Source organism: Bacillus sp. FSL R5-0709 (assembly GCF_038004785.1).
Lineage (GTDB): Bacteria > Bacillota > Bacilli > Bacillales > Bacillaceae_G > Bacillus_A > Bacillus_A mycoides.
In genome coordinates this window covers 3,585,189-3,604,104 of sequence record NZ_JBBORT010000001.1, presented here as the reverse complement: position 1 = coordinate 3,604,104, position 18,916 = coordinate 3,585,189, and the positions used below count along the sequence as shown (strand labels likewise).

Here is an 18,916-nt window from a genome sequence, read left to right as displayed (position 1 = left end):
GACAAGGTTTCTTCTTTTACATAGTGTGGCAAAGGGTGGTGAAATGAATGAAAGTATTAATTACTGGGGGAGCAGGTTTTATCGGAAGTCATCTTGCTTTGAAATTGTTAGCACAAGGAAAGCAAATTGTACTAATGGATAATTTCCACTCCTACTATGCGAAATCAAGAAAACAGTTTCAGCTTGAACAAGTTCAGCGATATGGAAACGTTCCATTTTATGAGTGCGATATTTTGCATAAAGAAGATGTGAAAGCTGTTATGCAGCAAGAGAAGGTTGATGCAGTTATTCATTTAGCTGGATTTCCAGGTGTGAGACCGTCACTTGAAATGCCAGGTGCTTATATTGATATTAATATAAAAGGGACAAGTAACGTATTAACATGTGCAGGAGAAGAAAATGTAAAGAAAGTCATTGTGGCATCCTCTTCTTCTGTGTATGGTGAGCAAACAGGAATGCCTTTGAAGGAAGAAATGGCAAATGGCCGTGTCTTATCTCCTTATGCAGCATCGAAATACGGGGCAGAGTCACTTTGCTATGCTTATCAATATATGTATGGATTTCAAATGAATATTTTACGATTCTTTACTGTATATGGTCCGTGGGGGCGCCCTGATATGGCGATAGCGAGCTTTATTCGAAAATTATTACGTGGTGAAGAAATTGTTGTATATGGAAAGGGAACAGGAAGAGATTACACATACATTGATGATATTACAGAAGGGATTGCTCTTGCGTTAGAGTCGAATAGAAGCGATGTCTACAATCTAGGTTCGAATGCACCAATTTTAATGACTGAATTGCTTGCACAGTTAGAGAAGCACTTCCCGCTTATGCGCGTAAATAGAGAGGCGCATCGTCAAGGAGATGTAACAACGACGTGGGCCGATATTTCGAAGGCGAAAAATCAGCTGGGATATGAACCTCGTGTATCATTTGCAGAAGGGTTGGAGCAGACTATTGCTTGGGCGAAAGAATATCCGGATACTGTTTAATCTTTGTAGTATTTTCTTGTTATGTGTTTTTTTTGTTATATCGTGGCAATCATTTGAAATGTCTTCTTTGTGGGGAAAACTATATGAATTATGGAAACATCCTTATACCTTAATGTTTCTTATTGTAATGTATGGCGTTGCATTTTTCTTTCGTGCATACGCTTGGAAATTGTATCTTCATCATCATATTACAATGAAAGAGGCTTTATATGGATTGTTTTATAGCTTGTTTATTAATCATGTTTCTCCATTGAAAGTAGGGGATGCTGTTCGCATTGCGATCATTACAAAAGAAAAGAAAGTGACGTTAGGAGAAGCGACACAATCAGTTGTTATTCTTCGTATATTAGATTTACTTATTCTTGGTGTATTTGGAACAGTAGGAATGTTTATACTGTGGGGGAATATTTTACTGAATGTTCCCGTTATCCTAGGTTGCATATGTATCGGAAGTGGGGCGTTGTTTCTTTTGTATAAAAAAGTACCGCAATTTGTAGAGGGGCAATGGGAGCAATTAAAGGCCGTTTTGTTTACAATACAAGGCGTTATCATTATATTACTAATTGTAATGAGCTGGATTTGCGAGGCTTTTGTAATTTATGAGATTGCGAGTTCACTTACATTCATACAGGCGGTTTGGGTAAATAGTATGACCATAGCAGGACAAGTATTTCAATTAACACCAGGCGGTCTTGGGACATATGAAACGGTAATGACGTTTGCGCTAAGGGCGCTTGGAGTAGGGGAAGTGGCAGCATATGAATGGTCATTAATGAGTCACGGTTTTAAATTTATATTTTCTTACGGTGTGGGTGCAATCCTGCTCGTCTTATACCCAATGGAGTTGCGTTCACTAGTCAGTCAGAAGGGGGAAAACATCCGGTGGAAGAAGTAAAAAAAGCATCAAAGTTTGAAAAAGTTGCAGCCCGCTGCTGGAACTTACTGAATGAAGGAAAACCGTTTACGCCTATTTTTGTATTCGGTACATTTTTATTGTTTTCTATCTCGCAGTTTGGACAAAATGGTTTTATTTCAGCATTTTTTAGTAGTTTTGTCCTCATTGTACCTTTACTTGTTTTATATTATTTGTTTGATTTTCCATTGTTTTTAAGAAATTATTTATGGTTTCCGTTTATTGCATATTTAATTGTATTTAAGATGGTCCATTTGCCATTATTCTTTTTTGCATTAGGATTATATTTCTTCTTTACAATTTTATTTTGGGGAACTTTATATTATCATTTACGAATTGGTACATCATGGTTGAACTTCACACGATTTTGGAAGCTGGTTTTAAAAAATAGTGATTCTACAAGTGGGAATGCACAAGAACAGATGCCAAAGTTCTTACTATTACTTTCGCTTTGGTATTACTATTACGATTTCTTTCAAGAAGGCGGTACATTTAACGGTGTAGATTGGAAAGTGCTGTGTATATTTTATGGTGCTCTTCTTATATATACGCTTATTTTACACCGTAATTTATTTGATTGGCAGCCAAAGGCAATTTCTAGCTATACAGAAAACATGCCTGAAAATCAAGAGGCATTAAATGAAAAAGTAGTTGTGATTGTGATAGATGGTATGCGAAAAGATCGTTTTGAGGCAGCACATACACCGTACTTAGATTCCCTTCGAAAACAAGGGACAGAGTTTTTAAATATGGAAACTGTATATCCAGCTCGTACAGTTGTATGTTTCTCATCTATGTTTACAGGAACGTATTCTTTTGAGCATGGAATTAAATCGAATATGGTTTGGAAGCATGGAGTGAACGTAGAGAGTATTTTTGATTCTCTTCGTAAAGTAGATAAAACAGGGAAGATGTTGGCGGTTGCTCATCTTGTCGACGCGTTTGGCGATGATGTGGAAACATTTACTGCTGTGATGAAAAATGATGTTGTTGACTCGAAAATTATGGAGAAAGCAAGAAAGATTATGGATGAACAAGATCCAGATTTATTTATCGTCCAGCTTATTTCTACAGATCAAACAGGTCATAGCCGCGGCGTACTATATGATGAATATTTACAAAAAATTCATGAAGCAGATCAGCATGTGAAGCAATTTATTGAGCATTTAGAGAAAACAGGAAAAGCAGAAAATACGACATTTATCATTTGTGCAGATCATGGACAAGCAGATGGGATTGGTGGTCATGGTCATTTAGACGAAGGAGAACGGTTTGTACCATTCTTTATGTGCGGCCCTCATATCGCTCAAGGTGTAAAAGTAGAAGAAAAGAAGAGTCTTGTTTCTATGGCCCCTACAATTGCTTATTTATTAGGAGCGCCGTATCCATCTCATAGTCGTGGTCCTGTCTTAGTAGAGGCACTAAGGGAGCAGGAAAAAGAATGAAAGTAATTGTTTTTATACCCGCATTAAATGAAGAGGATTCTATTGCACATGTCATTCAAAAGGTACCGCGCCATTTTCATCCAAGTGTAAAGGTAGAAGTACTTGTTATCGATGATGGCTCAACTGATAGAACGGTAGATGTTGCAAAAAAGGCCGGGGCTGATCATATCGTTTCATTTGAAAAAAACGGAGGACTTGGTGCAGCCGTTCGAGCAGGTTTGCAGGAGAGCTATCGTCTTGGGGCTGATATTAGTGTAATGATTGATGCTGATGATGAGTACCCAGCTAATGAAATTCCGAATGTACTCGAACCTATCTTTACTGGAGAAGCAGATTATACGATGGGTTCGCGTTTTCGTGGAACCATTCAAGGAATGAGATTGCATCGACGTCTTGGAAATTATTGTTTTACGACGCTGCAATGTTTGTTATTGCGAAAGTGGATTCGCGATGGACAATCAGGCATGCGTGCTTTTTCTAGACAAGCGATGGAGCATGGGGAAATTATTCATGATTATAACTATGCCCAAGTTATTACTTTGAATTTAGTACGAAAAGGCTTTCGAGTACAAGAAGTACCGATTACGTATAAAGTAAGAGAAACAGGCGATTCTTTCATATCTTTTCGTAAGTATATGACGCGTGTGCTTCCGGCAATTTGGAAAGAAATGAAGCGTCCAGTAGAGAAAGTTATAATTGACTATGCTGCACATGTATTAACAGAAGATAAGAGGTGCTCGTAGCGAGCGGTTCTTATCTTGACAATAATAATCAGTAACCTTGGGAGGAACGTTCATGAAAAGAATCATTACATCATTATTTGTTGGTATCTTCTTACTATTCTCTGTGCAAACAAGTGCATTTGCTTATTCGTATGGAAATCCGAACGAAGAAAAAGTAGCTGAAGCATACAAGCAGATGGTTACCAAGTTAGATGAAACTCCGGCAAACTTTAAAGAAGCAAAAAAAGCATATGAAAATGTGCAAGAAGAAATTGATCAGCATATGGGAAAAGAACCTTCTAAAGCAATGATGAAGGACTTTGATAAACAAAATAAAGAAGATATTATTGCGGATATGCAAAAAATTCTTGCGCTTAATATTAATCGTCGTTTAACAAATGTTGATGAAAAATTTAAAGACTATGATACAAGCAAACGTTTATTAGCTAAAGCATTTGCTACATATGAAGCGTTATCACCAGTTATTGGTGAGCACAATAAAGAGCTGGATAACAAGCTAAAGGATGAATTTAATAAAGCGTTAGAATCATTAGGAAATCCAGGTTTATTTGGAGTAGGTCAAAAAGAAGCAAATCAAGAGGCTTTCAAGAAAAGCAAAGATGTTATTTTAACAGAGTTACAAAAAGAGTTTAAAATTAAAGACTTTAAAGTTGGACACTTTAGTGCAAATAGTCAAGAAGATAAAGCAGTTTCTGATAAAACGGAAAAAACAGAGTGGACAGATTTAAGCAGCCTGAAAAACTGGGCTCCAATCGTAGTTATTGTACTTATACTTGTTGGGGTCATTGTATATGCTGTAAGAAAACGCAAGTAGGGATGAGGGGGAAGAGTAATGCAACTTCAGGCATTTCTCATTACATTTCGTGAAGTATTAGAAGCGTTGCTTATCGTTGGGATTATTACAACGTACTTAAAGCGCACAGATAGTAAGCAGTATGTGAAATATGTTTGGCTAGGAGCAGGGCTTGCGGTTGTAGCAAGTTATATTGTCGCCCTAGTCTTTCAAGTTGTATTTACTGGTTTTGCTGCTATGGGTAGCGAAATGTATTTAAAAATATCCATTATTTTCGTTTCAGCCATTTTACTTACACAAATGGTATTTTGGATGGCAGAACATAGTAAGAATATGACAGCCAATATGGAAAATAAAATGAATCAGTATATTACGGCTGGAAATATAATTGGAATGGTCGTGCATTCTTTTCTTGTTGTACTTCGAGAAGGTGTAGAAACAGTTTTTTTCTTTGCAGCGATTACAGGAGGGAACATCGGAGAAGCGATGAAAGGCTGGGGAGCTATATCTGGTCTACTCGTTGCAGCAGTTGTTAGCTTCTTATTCTTTAAAGGAACGATGCGTATTTCACTCAAAGTATTCTTTAAAGTAACAGGTGCATTTATCGTATTAATTGCAGCAGGACTTCTTGTACAAGGCGTTTCTATGCTTCAAGATTTAAAGATACTTGGCAGCGTAATGCCGCACGTATATGATATTACATGGCTATTACCAGAGCATCCTATTGATTATGCTCATTATCTTCGCGATCATGGTACTGCACCACTTCTTTCTGGTGATATCGGCATTTTCTTAAAAGCATTTTTAGGATATTCCTCGATGCCATCTATTGAAGAAGTACTTGTGTATATCGGATATTTTGTTGTGTTGTATATGTTAATTATCTTTAAAAAGCCTGTTAAAAAAAAGAAAGAAATAATTGAAGAAAATAAGTCAGTTAGTTAAAGTACAAGGTGTTTTCCTTGTACTTTTTTTGAAGAAAGGAAATGAGATGAAACAAGTATTACGTATATGGGCAGTTATCCTTGTTATTAGTGTGATTTGTATTCGTTTTTTCTATGCAAGTCCGTTTGCAGCAACGTGGGACGAAGTCGATTTTACACTTGCATTAAAGCAATATGACATATTAGCGATGCAGCCCCATTTCCCTGGATATCCTTTTTTTATTTTAGGGGGAATGATAACGCATATTTTTATAGAAAACCCTGTGCAATCGTTAGGGATTTTTAATGCCATTATGGCACTTGGTGCAGCTTTTCCGATGTATTGGATTGCACGCCATTATGTAAGTAAAACGAGTGCTCTTATTGTTGTAGCTGTCTTACAAACGAGCGGGTATTTCTCTATTTTAGTAACGCAGCCCATGTCGGAGGGCGCAGCGTTAGCAATCGTATGGTGGTATATATGGAGTATAGAACGTGCCTTTCGCACAAAGCGTTTTCAAACTCAATTTTGGCCAATTCTCTTTTTTGCGCTATTAATGGGTATACGGTTATCTTATGCACCGTTTGGAATAGTACTTATTTTGTTATTATGGCAACAATGGCATGAAGAAAAATGGCGGTTTATAATCTTATTTTGTACAGCTGTCCTTTCGCAGCTAGTTTGGATCAGCGCTCTTATTTGGAACATTGGTGGAATCACGGGATTGTGGGAAATTTCTTTTGGATTTGTAGAAGGCCATTTTACCGAATGGGGTGGAGCAGTTACAGATACGAGTGAACCACTTATTTCACGTCTCTATCGTTTACTTTTTGAAAACATCATCTTTGCAGGAATAGGTATCCACTCTTATTATTTGGTAGGTTTCTTTTTGTTCTTTTTGTTTTTATTTGTTTTACAATGGAAAAACATACGTTGCTATCCAAAGGTTTTGATCGCTCTGGGGATTTTTTATTTTCTTTGGAATTTACTTGGACAAAATATTGATAAACCTCGTCACTCTTATCCGGTTGTAGCGATGTTACTTTGCGTACTTGCTATTTCATGGTTAAAAAGAAATCGTGGTATTATATTGCTGTTGTTTGCAACTACTCAATTTATGATGAGTATACCGCTCATGAAAGAACAACAAGTGGAGGTACCGGCAACATATCAACTCGCGTCATATTTGGAGGGGAAACAAGAGCCGTTTATTGTATACACTTGGGAAGAGACGAGGGTTATGGAATATTTACAAGTGCCGTATGAACATAAACGGTTTTACACATATTCATATTTTTTACAAGATAAAAAATATCATAAAAATGATAATATATATGTTACCAATCATCTCATTGAAGGGTTTCAAAAACAAGGGATTAATATAGAAGGACAAGTTGAAAAGGAAGCCGTCTTTTATTCAAATCCATTATTTGATCCTGTTTATCATAAAATAGTTTTATACAAATGGAAAAAGGATTCTGTTGTAAAGTTTATTCAAGAATAGAGTAATCCAGCTAAAAGTTCTTGATTTTATTCGATTATTAATAAAATTTGTAATTCATCATACCCCGAAAAACCGAAACCTGGGTTCAGATTTCGGTTCGTTTCTTTATAAAGCGATGATCTTGTTCTACTATGTTATTCAAGTATTTTTGTTGTCTAAGTTGCATACCGTTAGGTATGCTTTTTTTTCACTGTTCAATTGCTATAGGAAAAGCGGGATTCTTATTGAATGTTATAACACGTAGCATATATATTCACTATATATTGTTTTTATAAAGGTCTCTACATTAAATGTTCCTAATAATTTAATGTGGATATTATACTCGTATTAAGCTATTAGGAACATTTAATATTGTTTCACAACTGAAAGGGAATTGAAAAAGAACTGAAACTTTTCTCATAAAAATTCAATCTTACTTGAAAAATGAAAGGAAAATGAAATTTTCCAAAAGGAATTCTTTGTTAAGATAAAAAGCATACATACAAAAAAGTATTGACATATCTCGAAAAATGTATTTTCGAGATATAGTGGGGGAAAAGATGAGATTAGAAAAACAATTAATAAAAAAGATGTATTATGAAACATTCTTAATGGAGAATGAAACACACCCACCTCTTCAAGTACTTGGAGAAGCTTATGTAAACGAAGAAAAAAATGAGATTTCTGATGGATCTTATATTCGTTTTGCACAAGGTGAATTTTATTATCACCATCAAGATTTTGAAGCAGCTATTTTTAAATGGGAGAAAGTTAGTAATGAATTAGCGCCATGGGCACAAAAAAATATTGCGGATGCTTACTTCGAACTTAACCAATTATCAGTTGCTGAAAATGTGTATACTTCCATTACTACTGATAACAAAATACTTATGACCGAAATTGTACTGCAATTACTGTCTCTTTACATCGAGCAAAATAATTTTGATTCAGCTTTCGCTGTTATAAAAGAAGCGGTTTCTTTAAATCCCGATTATCCAAGCGTCACAACAATTGCACGTTCCTTTTATGAAGAACAGCAAGATTTTGATAGTGCAGTAGAGCTTGCTGTGAACGAGTTAATTCGAACAGAATCTTATCCGTGGTTTGAGGTTCTAAAAGAATATATCGATAAAGGATTTACTAAAAATATTTCACCAGACTATTTTTATAAAGTATTAGTTACATTAAATAATGTAGATCAAGTACAATTTACGCAAATTGTTTCATCACTTTGGCACAGCTATAAAGATGAACAAAATTACTTATTATGGCTCAACACAATAAATGAATTTTTCATACATATCGAAATACATTCGTCCGATATATGGGACGAAATTTCTTCTCTTTACGAAGAAACATACTTTGAATTAATTCAAGGTCAATATATGCTTAGACAATTACACGATATCATTCCAAACCTGTTAACAAATTGGTTAAAGGTAGTTAATCCCTCTCATGCTGTATTTCCATCTGCAGCAGTATTGGCATGGGATGAGATTTTTCCTTCTAAAATAGATTCAGCGGATATAAAAGATGCAGAAGACCTACTGTCATATTCTATTAATCATGTGAATGGCTTAGAGTATAGTTTACATCTTTTTGAATCTATTACACACTGGGCACAAGAACATGATTTAGAAATGGGTAACCGATTTAGCTGGTTAGTTGGTGAGCTTGCAGATTTAAGAACAAATCGCCTATTAGTAACTGGAACTTCAGGGAACGGAAAAGCTTCATTTATTAACTCTATTTTAGGAGAAAATATATTAGAAAACTCAATCTCAAATGTAGTTGTTTTTAAAAATGACGCTTATACAGAAATTAACGCTATAACAGATTCGGAAATTACAACAACTGAGAATTTCTCTGATTTCCATAACATGATGGCAGTGCATCGTCAAACATATAGAGATAGAGCGTGTGTTGAATTTAAATTACCATGCAGGTTTTTAAGTAAAAATAAACTTACATTCGTTGTTACACCTAGCTTTAATAGGAACAATGACGCGAGAGATGAGGTATTTGAATATTTAAACTCTGTAGATGAATTATTATTCGTATTGAATACGGATTCACCTTTTACTGACAAAGAACGTGACATTCTATTAAGTATCCAAGAACATACACCAAATCTACAAGTTCATTTCTTATTAAATAAAATCGATAACATTTACAATGAAGCAGAAGCAAAAAGAGTTATACAAGATACGCAAGTGAGAATAAATACATATTTCCCTAATGCAAGAGTTTTCCCTTATTCTTCGTTATATACAAATAGTAAACAACTAAACGATTTAACTGAGTTTATTCATTTTAACTTTAACCATAAAAATATCGATGTAGAACGTACTGAAAAGCTATTGTTTTTCATTCGAAAAACAATTACATATCTTTTGGATAAACGTGTCGAGAGGGAAAATAATCTAGTGGATTCTATTAATTGGAATGAAGATATGTTAGTTAAACTAAATGCTTGTATTAATAACCTTACTGCTTTTGAGAAGGAAAAAATTCATTTAATTACAGAAGCATATCGTACAATGAAAAACGAAATTACTAATGATCTTACAGAACATATTCCGAAACTATTGCAGAGTTGTTCCGATTTAATTAGTGAAGAAAGTGATTTTGGGCACATTGATATTGAACTAAATACAGCGATGAATGAAAGGGTGCAACAATATCTAGAACAAACTGTATTACCTAATCTTGCTCGCTCTATGCAAAATTGGATTGCGACTTCTAATAACGAGCTCCTTCAAAGTCAATTGTACTTAGCAGAAACCAGTGAAGGACTTAATTCTTTATTTGGAGAAAATCGAATACAGTTAGAATGTGACTTTAAAGTAATTGATGACTGGCGAAGAGATACTGATAGAATGACAACTAGAATACAAATGGAAGAAGTAAATATTTTATGCCGATTTACGCCAGCACAATTTTTACTGAAAAGTGCCGGTAAATTATTTGGAGTTCTTCCTAAAAATAAAGCTATGCTATATAACAAATACAAACAGTATTTAGAAAATGAAGATTATACCGATGTAACGGCTTCTATTATGAAGAAATTTTTCTTGCAGTTTGAGCTATTTGAAAACACACAAGAGCGGGATATTAATATGTTCTTTAGAAATCCATTTGGCTCGTTGGAACAAGCTGTAAAAAACACTCATTTAGAAATAAAAGAAAAACAAGATAAACTGCATAAAATGAAATCAAACCCTGAAGTTTATCATGATCCTATAACGCTCTTTGAATTGAGATTACGTCAATGTGAAGTAATCTTGAATATAGGTGAGGATAATTCCTATACAGATTTACCTTTAGAAACAATCATAGAATAAACGTAAAGTAACTCCAAAATATACAATAAAAGTTGATTTTGGAGTTGTTTTTTGTTTACATCTGTATAATATGTACGTTCTTTTTAATAGCAGATTGCATCATGTGTTATAAGAGAAGTAATAGGGAAAAGGGAGCAATAGCAATTAGCTGCTCCCTTTCCATTTAATTAGAGTATTTAAATGTCTGATAAATATTTTCCAACATGCAGACCACTTGCAGCTGCTTGAGATAATGAATGAGTGACGCCTGAACAATCTCCAATTAAAAATAGCCCATCCATACTTGTTTCAAAATGGTTATTGATTTTTATTGTAGGAGCATAGAACTTTCCATCAATTCCATATAATAAAGTATCTTTATCGATAGGTTCTTGGATAAATTGTTCTAAACGTAATAAAAATTTTTTGAGTCCTTCAATATATAATGGAGGAATTTCTTCATTCAAATCTCCATAATCTCCGTGTAGTGTAGGCTGTATACGATTATGTTTCATGTTGTTCTCGGCTGTAGGTTGTTTCTTTATTAAGTCCTCTAAACGCTGTATAACAATCCGATCTCGTCCTTGGTTAATGCTTTTAATAATTGAACTTGCGTATACATTTGCTTCTTTGAGAGTTGGAAAATAGCGCGGGATAAATAAAGTGAAATTTAAGTTAGAAGTGCCAGTTCCTTGCTCTCGAAAATTTTGACCGTCAGGCATAACTAAACCTTCTTCATACTTTCGAATAATGCGTCCTTTTGGATTCATACAGTAAGTAGTAGCCGTGAAATGTTCATGCTGATAAGAAAGTTTCGTCTCAAATGTATCTTTTAATATAGAACGTAATTGATGTTCTTTCATCTCTACCCTAATACCTAAATCTATACGGGTTTGTTCCTGTGCAATTTCAAGGGAAGAGCACATTTCTTTTAACCAATCCGTTCCAGAACGCCCAGTTGCAAATACTAATTGCTTAGAATGGACAGTTCCTTGATTTGTAGATATTTTAAAATGGTCTTGCTGCTTAACGACATGTTGTACATCTATATGAAATCGGATATCTATTTTGTTAAGTAAAAATTCATAGAGCTGCTGAAAAATGTTACTTGAAAGTGTAGTGCCAAGATGCCTTACTTCTGTTGTGAGCATTTGTAAACCACACGCTTCAGCTCTCTTAGTGAGATTTAGATTTTCTGTAGAATACTTTGAAACCGAACTTCCGCCAAACTGACATAGAATTTTATCTACTTCAGCCATGAGTTGTATAAAAGCTTTTTTACCTACTTTTTGCTCAAGTTCGCCACCAAATCCATTTGTATAATTAAATTTCCCTTCAGATTTTCCTAAACCACCAAATCCGAAATATTTATCACATGTAGTACAATTACACACTTTTCCTTGGTCTAAAGGACAATGGCGATCTTTTAGTGCTTTACCTTTATCAAGAATTAAAATCTTTTTGTTACTTTGGGCTAATGAATAAGCCATAAAGATGCTACTTACTCCAGCTCCGATAATTGTAACATCATACATATTCTTTCACCTGCTAACGAATAGTTTGTTTTTATTTTCTTAGTGTATAACACTTTTATGAAGTTAAGAAATAGCTTTTATTAATAAAGAGGGAGTTTTTGAACTTGATGCTTTTTTAATTTCTCTGAGTGGTGGAGTAAATACAAATGTTTTTATTTGAAAGAAGAAATAGATTTAAATGATCACTATGTCATATGATTAATAAAATCTTACATATAAAAAAACAGACCTTTTAAGTAAAGAGGTCTGCTAATCATTGGAAATAGTTGTTAAGTGCATAAATTTGAAGAGAATTATAGTTTTATTTAGCGAAGACGTGGTTACCGATTACCGCTACTGTTTGACGTGTCGTAATCCATTTGTTTGTTGAAGTTTTTGGATTATAAAAATAAAGCCAATCAGAATGTATTCCATTTGTAGAGATAGCCTCTTCTACTGCCATTTTTGCTTCTGCGCTTGCAGGCTGATTAATTCTACCATCGGTAACAGGAGTAAATGCATATCCGCGTTTAATAGGTTCATAAATAACACCTGTTATTGTATTTGGAAAACCATTTGCATTTACACGATTCAAGATAACTTTCGCCACCGCTACTTTTCCTTTATATGATTCGCCACCTGCCTCAGCAGTAACTAAGCGTGCCATTAAGTCTTTTTCTTTTTCTGAAATACTTGAATTGATTTTTAAATGTTGTCCTGTATAAAGCTTGTTTCCGACTGTATTGTTAATTTGTTTTATAGATTGAACGGTAACATTGTAACGCTTTGCTATAATTTCTAATGAATCTCCCGGCTGTACTTGATAAATAATTTGTCCAGAGATGTTCTTAGGTTTGTCGTTTTGGCGAACAGTGACCTCATTTGATTTCATGGATCCTGGAATATGTAACTGTTCACCAATAAAAGTTTGATCTTTTCCTTTATTATTTGCTTGTTTAATAGATTGTATTGAAACTCCATATTGTTTACTGATACCCCAAAGTGTATCATTCTTTTTTACTGTATGAATGGTGGAAGCCTCAGCTACACCTTGATTACATACGAATGTAATTGCTGCCGCAGATAAAGGAATTATATGTTTTATTTTTAATAATTGCATTGTAAATCCTCCCAATAAAAAATTAAGTTTTAACTGTTGAGTAATGTAGTTCAGAGTATATAAGATATGTATTTATATTTTAATATAAGTATATTAGCACGTATAGAATAAATAATCATTATAAGTTTTTTATTTATATCATGTAGGACCCAAATATGAAATATTGCATATGAAAGCCCATTGAAGTTCGAGTTGTTGCTTACTATAATTTATCTAGTGAAAAGGGATATTAAATTTTTTTAATGCATTGAGATGAGAATATGTGGATGTTTTTAAATTTTACTTCTATGCAATATTCCATATTTATGAAACATTATTTATTAAGTAGCTTATGTTATATTCAATAAGTTTGATATAAAACAGAAAAAGAGAGGGATAAAAATGAGCAATAAGAAGTTTATTTTGAAATTATTCATATGTAGTACTATACTTAGCACATTTGTATTTGCTTTCAATGATAAGCAAGCAGTTGCTGCTAGCGCTGGTAATGGGCTTGAAAACTGGTCAAAATGGATGCAACCTATACCCGATAACGTACCGTTAGCACGAATTTCAATTCCAGGAACACATGATAGTGGAACGTTCAAGTTGCAAAATCCGATAAAGCAAGTATGGGGAATGACGCAAGAATATAATTTTCGTTACCAAATGGATCACGGAGCTAGAATTTTTGATATTAGAGGGCGTTTAACAGATGATAATACGATAGTTCTTCATCATGGGCCATTATATCTTTATGTAACATTGCATGAATTTATAAATGAAGCGAAACAATTTTTAAAAGATAATCCAAGTGAAACGATTATTATGTCTTTAAAAAAAGAGTATGAGGATATGAAAGGGGCAGAAGATTCATTTAGTAGTACGTTTGAAAAAAAATATTTTCCTGATCCTATCTTTTTAAAAACAGAAGGGAATATAAGACTTGGAGATGCTCGAGGGAAAATTGTGCTACTAAAAAGATACAGTGGTAGTAATGAATCTGGAGGATATAATAATTTTTATTGGCCAGATAATGAGACGTTTACGACAACTGTAAATCAAAATGTAAATGTAACAGTACAAGATAAATATAAAGTGAGTTATGATGAGAAAGTAAAATCTATTAAAGATACGATAAATGAAACGATTAACAACAGTGAAGATTGTAATCATCTATATATTAATTTTACAAGCTTGTCTTCTGGTGGTACAGCATGGAATAGTCCATATTATTATGCGTCCTACATAAATCCTGAAATTGCAAACTATATGAAGCAAAAGAATCCTACGAGAGTGGGCTGGGTAATTCAAGATTATATAAATGAAAAATGGTCCCCAATACTTTATGAAGAAGTTATAAGAGCGAATAAGTCACTTGTAAAAGAGTAAAGATTGTTATAGTAAGAAGCGATGAAATACATCGCTTCTTTTTTGTTTTCTAAAAATTAACATCAAATATAGCTTTACATATCGTACGTTCATGATAGAAAAAAATCGAAACTTAAGCTATAATTACTACATATAAAATTTGTACCTATAAATTTTATATGTAGTAATGAATTTGATTTATTGTAATGAAACGGAGGTATATATTATGAAGTTTCCACATGATTTTTTATTCGGGGCTGCTTCAGCTTCTTATCAAGTAGAAGGTGCATGGAATGAGGATGGAAAAGGTGTTACGAATTGGGATGAGTTTTCAAAAATTCCTGGCAAAACATACGATGGAACAAATGGTGATATAGCGGTTGATCATTATCATCGATATAAGGAAGATGTTCGTTTAATGGCTGAGATGGGATTGGAATCGTATCGTTTTTCGATTTCTTGGGCGAGAATATTGCCGACTGGAGATGGAGAGGTAAATGAAAAAGGAATTGAATTTTATAACAATTTAATTGATGAATGTTTAAAGTACGGGATTGTACCGTTTGCCACTTTATATCATTGGGATCTACCATTACCGTTAGAAAAAGATGGTGGGTGGACGAATAAACGAACAGCAGAGGCTTTTGTAAAGTATGCAGAAATTTGCTTTAAGGCATTTGGTGATAGAGTGAAACATTGGATTACTTTTAATGAAACAGTAATGTTTTGTGGATTAGGCTATTTAAAAGGTGCACATCCACCAGGAATACAAAATGATGTTCCAAAGTATTTTCAAGCGACTCATTATGTATTTTATGCGCATGCGAAAACAGTTGCGGTGTACAAGCAGCTGAAACAGTATGGGGAGATTGGGATTACACATGTTTTCTTACCTGCTTATAGTGTGGATGATCAAAAAGAAAATATACTAGCAGCAAATCATGCGAATGAATATGAAACGTACTGGTACTACGATTCAGTTTTAAAAGGTGAGTATCCGTCTTATGTTGTACAACAATTAAAGGAAAATGGGTGGACTCCTAATTGGACGGTTGAAGAATTAGAAATCATTAAACAAAATGCTGAAAAAAATGATTTTATTGGCTTGAATTATTATCAGCCAATACGAGTAGAAAGATATGATATGGATATAAAGAGCGAGGAGCATTCTCGAGAAAACTCAACACTTGCTCCAGGTAATCCTTCTTTCGATGGTTTTTATCGAACAGTAAAAATGGATGATAAAACATATACCAAATGGGGGTGGGAAATATCTCCCGAAGGTTTCTTAGATGGATTGCATATGTTGAAAGCGCGTTACGGTGACATAAAGATGTATGTAACGGAAAATGGACTTGGTGATGAAGATCCAATCATTGACGGAGAAATTGTAGATGTTCCGCGAATTAAATTTATTGAAGAGCATTTAAAAGTAATGAAGCGTGCAATTCAAGAGGGAATTAATTTAAAAGGTTATTATGCATGGTCAGTTATTGATTTGTTAAGTTGGTTAAATGGATATAAAAAGCAATATGGCTTTATTTTTGTCGATCATAATGATAACTTAAAACGTAAGAAGAAACTTTCGTTTCATTGGTATAAACATGTGATCGAAACGAGAGGAGAAGAGTTATAACAGATAAAAGAGTATTTTAGGAGAAAGTGTATGAGTGCAAAGTATAAACAAATTGCAGATGTGTTAGAGCAAAACATTCGAGATGGGCTTTTTAATGAAACGAAAAAATTACCTACAGAAGAAGCGTTGATGAATCGATTTGAAGTAAGCCGTAATACGATACGTAAAGTAATTAGTCAGCTTGTGAATAGAGGTTATATTTTTCAAGTGCAAGGTAGTGGTATGTTTTTACGTGAAACTTCTGTAACAGATTACATTAATTTAGGAAGTTTACGTGGATTAACGAAAAATCTCGTTTCACAAAATATTGAAACGAAAGTGCTAGAGATTGAAGTAATAGAGGCAAATGAAGAGATAGTAGAACGGATGCAATGCGAGATTGGAACTAGGTTATATTTCTTGAAGCGCGTAAGAATTGTAGATGGGAAACCATTCTCTATTGAAGTAAGTTATTTCAAAAAAGATATCATTCCTTATTTGAATGAAGAAATAGCATTAAGTTCTGTATACAGTTATTTCATTGAGGATTTACGATTAAATATTGGCTTTGCCGATAAAGTTATTAGTTGTGAAAAAATAAATAAAGAAAATGCAAAGCTTTTAGAACTAAATGAAGGTGATCCAGCGCTTCTTATTGAAAATACAGTTTATCTTGTAAATGGAACAATTTTCGAGCTATCTCAATCAATGTTTCATTATGAAAAGACCAAACTTTTAAATCGAATTAATTTTAATTGAAAATGAATATAAGTAGCCTTGTAAAAAAGCAACTGGTCCTAAGTGAGCAGTTGCTTTTTATTTTTAAAGTGGATGAGCAAAAAAACATAAAAGTGGTTGGTCCGTTTTTTACAAACTTCTATTATGATAAGAGAAGAAAGGTAGTATTTTATTCATGCCTTAAAATAGACTGGCCTTAGAGAGGTGGAAGACAATGAGTTTTGCGATTTCACTAGTTGTTATTATTGTAGTTGTATCACTATTTGGGACCGTACTAGTCGCACGAAATGTAGAAGAGAATTACGGTAAGTCTACAAAGAGGAATGTAAAAAACTTATCTGCTATCTATATCATTCTTCTTTTAGGGCTTCTTGTGGGAGTTACTTGGTATGCGGTCGTTATTTTATAGAGTGTGTATATGATGAAGGAGTTAATGCATTGATGAAAAATGAGCGCCATGTTTTAGTTGTTTTCCCGCATCCAGATGATGAGTCGTATTGTGTGGCTGGCACAATTTTGGCTTATACGGAGCAGAAAGTCCCTCTTACCTATGTTTGCTTAACACTTGGTGAAATGGGGAGAGCGATGGGGAATCCACCTTTTGCAACTCGTGAATCTTTATATACAATTAGAGAGAAAGAGTTAAAGCGAGCTACAAATATTTTAGGGATTGAAGATTTACGTATGATGGGATATCGTGATAAAACTCTTGAATTTGAAGAGCCTGGAAAATTAAGAAGCTTGATTCAAAACTGTATTGAAGAATTGAATCCTTCTGTAGTTATTTCTTTCTATCCTGGGTATGCAGTTCATCCGGATCACGATGCAACAGGGGAAGCAGTAGTAGAGGTCTTAGCTAATATTTCGGAAAGTAAACGACCAGCCTTTTATGCTGTAGCTTTTTCGAAAAATCATGAAGACGAAATAGGACCTCCAGATTTTAAAAATGAAGTGAAAAAATATGTTTCGAAAAAATTGGAAGCATTACGAGCACATGCATCACAATTTACAACTAAAGTGGATGAGCTGGAAAGGGAGTATGAAGACGGTATTTCAGGCACAGTTGAGTGGTTAGAAAGAGAACCGTTTTGGATATATTCATTCAAAGATAAAAATATGTGATGCTACATCTGAAGGTGATGAGTATGTATTTTGAATATAAGAATCGAAAGATTTTTTACAATATAGAAGGATCGGGTCCTGTCATATTGTTTTTACACGGTCTTGGAGGAAATTCGAATAATTGGTTATATCAAAGAAAATACTTCAAGAAGACATGGACCGTAATCTCACTCGATTTACCTGGGCATGGGAAATCCGAAGGGATGGAAATTAGTTTTAAAGAATATTCAAATGTTTTATATGAGTTATGTAATCATTTAAAGCTAAAATCAGTAACAATTTGTGGTCTTTCAAAAGGAGCTAGAGTGGGTATCGATTTTGCTATTCAATATCCACGTTTTATTTCTAGCTTAATTGTTGTAAATGCATTTCCCTATTTAGAACCGGCAGATCGTAAAGAACGACTTGAAGTATATGATTTACTTAGCTTGCAGGATAAAGGGAAAACTTGGGCTGATACGTTATTGAGAGCAATGGGGGTAGAAGATAATGATGCAATTGTCCGAGGATTTCATCAATCCCTACAAATGATTCATCCGACGCATATTCAAAGGCTATTCGCTGAATTAGTTGATTACGATCAAAGACCATACCTCTCTAACATTGCATGTCCTGCATTAATAATACGAGGAGAGAATGATTATTTTGTTCCGGAAAAGTATGTGAGAGAATTTGAAAAACACCTGAGAAACGTGACCTTCGTTGAGTTGAAAAATAGTGGGCACTTGCCTTATTTAGAACAGCCTACTAGCTTTAATGTGACGGTAGAGGCATTTTTAAATCATGCGCTTGATTAATACCATTTTTGCAGTGAATACTGTTATTAATGAGTTCAGGG

Annotated in this window: 16 protein-coding genes and 1 pseudogene; 14 read left to right on the top strand and 3 right to left on the bottom strand. The window is 34.1% G+C overall.

Features of this window, described 5'->3' with window-relative positions:
- Positions 1–47: 47 nt before the first annotated feature.
- Genes MKX37_RS18330 through MKX37_RS18300 form a run of 7 tightly spaced genes read left to right on the top strand, consistent with a single transcriptional unit; the run spans position 48 to position 7,317 of the window.
- Positions 48–995 (top strand): SDR family NAD(P)-dependent oxidoreductase, encoded by a 948-nt coding sequence (locus MKX37_RS18330; RefSeq protein WP_033731178.1) that lies wholly within the window; start codon positions 48–50, stop codon positions 993–995.
- On the top strand, positions 961–1,890 hold the full coding sequence (locus tag MKX37_RS18325; protein ID WP_078421710.1) for a lysylphosphatidylglycerol synthase transmembrane domain-containing protein: 930 nt from the start codon (positions 961–963) through the stop codon (positions 1,888–1,890). Before MKX37_RS18330 ends, MKX37_RS18325 begins: the two co-directional genes overlap by 35 nt.
- Entirely contained in the window at positions 1,878–3,353 is a 1,476-nt protein-coding gene (locus MKX37_RS18320; RefSeq protein ID WP_033731177.1) for an alkaline phosphatase family protein, read from the top strand. The genes MKX37_RS18325 and MKX37_RS18320 overlap by 13 nt, the downstream gene beginning before the upstream one ends.
- Positions 3,350–4,096, top strand: a complete 747-nt coding sequence (locus MKX37_RS18315) for a glycosyltransferase family 2 protein (RefSeq protein ID WP_033731175.1) — start codon at positions 3,350–3,352, stop codon at positions 4,094–4,096. The genes MKX37_RS18320 and MKX37_RS18315 overlap by 4 nt, the downstream gene beginning before the upstream one ends.
- 52 nt (positions 4,097–4,148) lie before the next feature.
- A complete protein-coding gene (locus tag MKX37_RS18310; protein WP_033731174.1) occupies positions 4,149–4,910 on the top strand; it encodes a hypothetical protein in 762 nt (253 codons plus the stop codon).
- Positions 4,911–4,928: 18 nt separating this feature from the next.
- Positions 4,929–5,834 carry an FTR1 family iron permease gene (locus MKX37_RS18305; protein ID WP_078421709.1) on the top strand — a complete coding sequence of 302 codons (906 nt, stop codon included), beginning with the start codon at positions 4,929–4,931 and terminating at the stop codon, positions 5,832–5,834.
- A 46-nt stretch (positions 5,835–5,880) separates the two neighbouring features.
- Entirely contained in the window at positions 5,881–7,317 is a 1,437-nt protein-coding gene (locus MKX37_RS18300) for a hypothetical protein (protein ID WP_078421761.1), read from the top strand.
- Between the two features lie 97 nt (positions 7,318–7,414).
- Here the strand turns inward: MKX37_RS18300 and MKX37_RS18295 are convergent.
- Positions 7,415–7,558 (bottom strand): annotated as a pseudogene (locus MKX37_RS18295) (IS6 family transposase); the annotation flags it as partial.
- 298 nt (positions 7,559–7,856) lie between these two features.
- Between MKX37_RS18295 and MKX37_RS18290 the strand changes: the two are divergent.
- On the top strand, positions 7,857–10,640 hold the full coding sequence (locus tag MKX37_RS18290) for a dynamin family protein (protein WP_078421708.1): 2,784 nt from the start codon (positions 7,857–7,859) through the stop codon (positions 10,638–10,640).
- Positions 10,641–10,816: 176 nt separating this feature from the next.
- Here the strand turns inward: MKX37_RS18290 and MKX37_RS18285 are convergent, their stop codons facing one another.
- Positions 10,817–12,154: an NAD(P)/FAD-dependent oxidoreductase gene (locus tag MKX37_RS18285; protein WP_033731171.1), complete on the bottom strand. Its 1,338-nt coding sequence runs from the start codon at positions 12,152–12,154 to the stop codon at positions 10,817–10,819.
- A 301-nt stretch (positions 12,155–12,455) separates the two neighbouring features.
- Positions 12,456–13,253, bottom strand: coding sequence for a cell wall hydrolase (locus MKX37_RS18280; RefSeq protein WP_078421707.1), 798 nt, complete (start codon positions 13,251–13,253; stop codon positions 12,456–12,458).
- Between the two features lie 381 nt (positions 13,254–13,634).
- On the opposite strand from MKX37_RS18280, the gene MKX37_RS18275 reads away from it, so the two are divergent.
- From MKX37_RS18275 to MKX37_RS18250, 6 genes are all read left to right on the top strand, one after another.
- Positions 13,635–14,624, top strand: coding sequence for a phosphatidylinositol-specific phospholipase C (locus MKX37_RS18275; RefSeq protein WP_002128693.1), 990 nt, complete (start codon positions 13,635–13,637; stop codon positions 14,622–14,624).
- 205 nt (positions 14,625–14,829) lie between these two features.
- Positions 14,830–16,239, top strand: a complete 1,410-nt coding sequence (locus tag MKX37_RS18270) for a glycoside hydrolase family 1 protein (protein WP_002167763.1) — start codon at positions 14,830–14,832, stop codon at positions 16,237–16,239.
- Positions 16,240–16,269: 30 nt separating this feature from the next.
- Positions 16,270–16,977: a GntR family transcriptional regulator gene (locus MKX37_RS18265; RefSeq protein ID WP_002088023.1), complete on the top strand. Its 708-nt coding sequence runs from the start codon at positions 16,270–16,272 to the stop codon at positions 16,975–16,977.
- 193 nt (positions 16,978–17,170) lie between these two features.
- The gene (locus MKX37_RS18260; protein WP_002014626.1) at positions 17,171–17,365 is read left to right on the top strand and encodes a hypothetical protein; all 195 of its coding nucleotides are present in this window, start codon (positions 17,171–17,173) and stop codon (positions 17,363–17,365) included.
- A gap of 32 nt (positions 17,366–17,397) precedes the next feature.
- Positions 17,398–18,078: a bacillithiol biosynthesis deacetylase BshB2 gene (gene bshB2 / locus MKX37_RS18255; RefSeq protein ID WP_002167764.1), complete on the top strand. Its 681-nt coding sequence runs from the start codon at positions 17,398–17,400 to the stop codon at positions 18,076–18,078.
- Positions 18,078–18,875, top strand: a complete 798-nt coding sequence (locus MKX37_RS18250) for an alpha/beta fold hydrolase (RefSeq protein WP_078421706.1) — start codon at positions 18,078–18,080, stop codon at positions 18,873–18,875. The genes bshB2 and MKX37_RS18250 overlap by 1 nt, the downstream gene beginning before the upstream one ends.
- Positions 18,876–18,916: the final 41 nt, after the last annotated feature.

Bases quoted from the DNA above. Each gene is read 5' to 3' on its own strand.
- MKX37_RS18280 (WP_078421707.1), bottom strand. From the start codon at position 13,253: ATGCAATTATTAAAAATAAAACATATAATTCCTTTATCTGCGGCAGCA.
- MKX37_RS18315 (WP_033731175.1), top strand. From the start codon at position 3,350: ATGAAAGTAATTGTTTTTATACCCGCATTAAATGAAGAGGATTCTATT.
- MKX37_RS18310 (WP_033731174.1), top strand. From the start codon at position 4,149: ATGAAAAGAATCATTACATCATTATTTGTTGGTATCTTCTTACTATTC.
- MKX37_RS18270 (WP_002167763.1), top strand. From the start codon at position 14,830: ATGAAGTTTCCACATGATTTTTTATTCGGGGCTGCTTCAGCTTCTTAT.
- MKX37_RS18260 (WP_002014626.1), top strand. From the start codon at position 17,171: ATGAGTTTTGCGATTTCACTAGTTGTTATTATTGTAGTTGTATCACTA.
- MKX37_RS18265 (WP_002088023.1), top strand. From the start codon at position 16,270: ATGAGTGCAAAGTATAAACAAATTGCAGATGTGTTAGAGCAAAACATT.
- MKX37_RS18275 (WP_002128693.1), top strand. From the start codon at position 13,635: ATGAGCAATAAGAAGTTTATTTTGAAATTATTCATATGTAGTACTATA.
- MKX37_RS18305 (WP_078421709.1), top strand. From the start codon at position 4,929: ATGCAACTTCAGGCATTTCTCATTACATTTCGTGAAGTATTAGAAGCG.
- MKX37_RS18290 (WP_078421708.1), top strand. From the start codon at position 7,857: ATGAGATTAGAAAAACAATTAATAAAAAAGATGTATTATGAAACATTC.
- MKX37_RS18330 (WP_033731178.1), top strand. From the start codon at position 48: ATGAAAGTATTAATTACTGGGGGAGCAGGTTTTATCGGAAGTCATCTT.
- MKX37_RS18300 (WP_078421761.1), top strand. From the start codon at position 5,881: ATGAAACAAGTATTACGTATATGGGCAGTTATCCTTGTTATTAGTGTG.
- MKX37_RS18250 (WP_078421706.1), top strand. From the start codon at position 18,078: ATGCTACATCTGAAGGTGATGAGTATGTATTTTGAATATAAGAATCGA.
- MKX37_RS18285 (WP_033731171.1), bottom strand. From the start codon at position 12,154: ATGTATGATGTTACAATTATCGGAGCTGGAGTAAGTAGCATCTTTATG.
- bshB2 (WP_002167764.1), top strand. From the start codon at position 17,398: ATGAAAAATGAGCGCCATGTTTTAGTTGTTTTCCCGCATCCAGATGAT.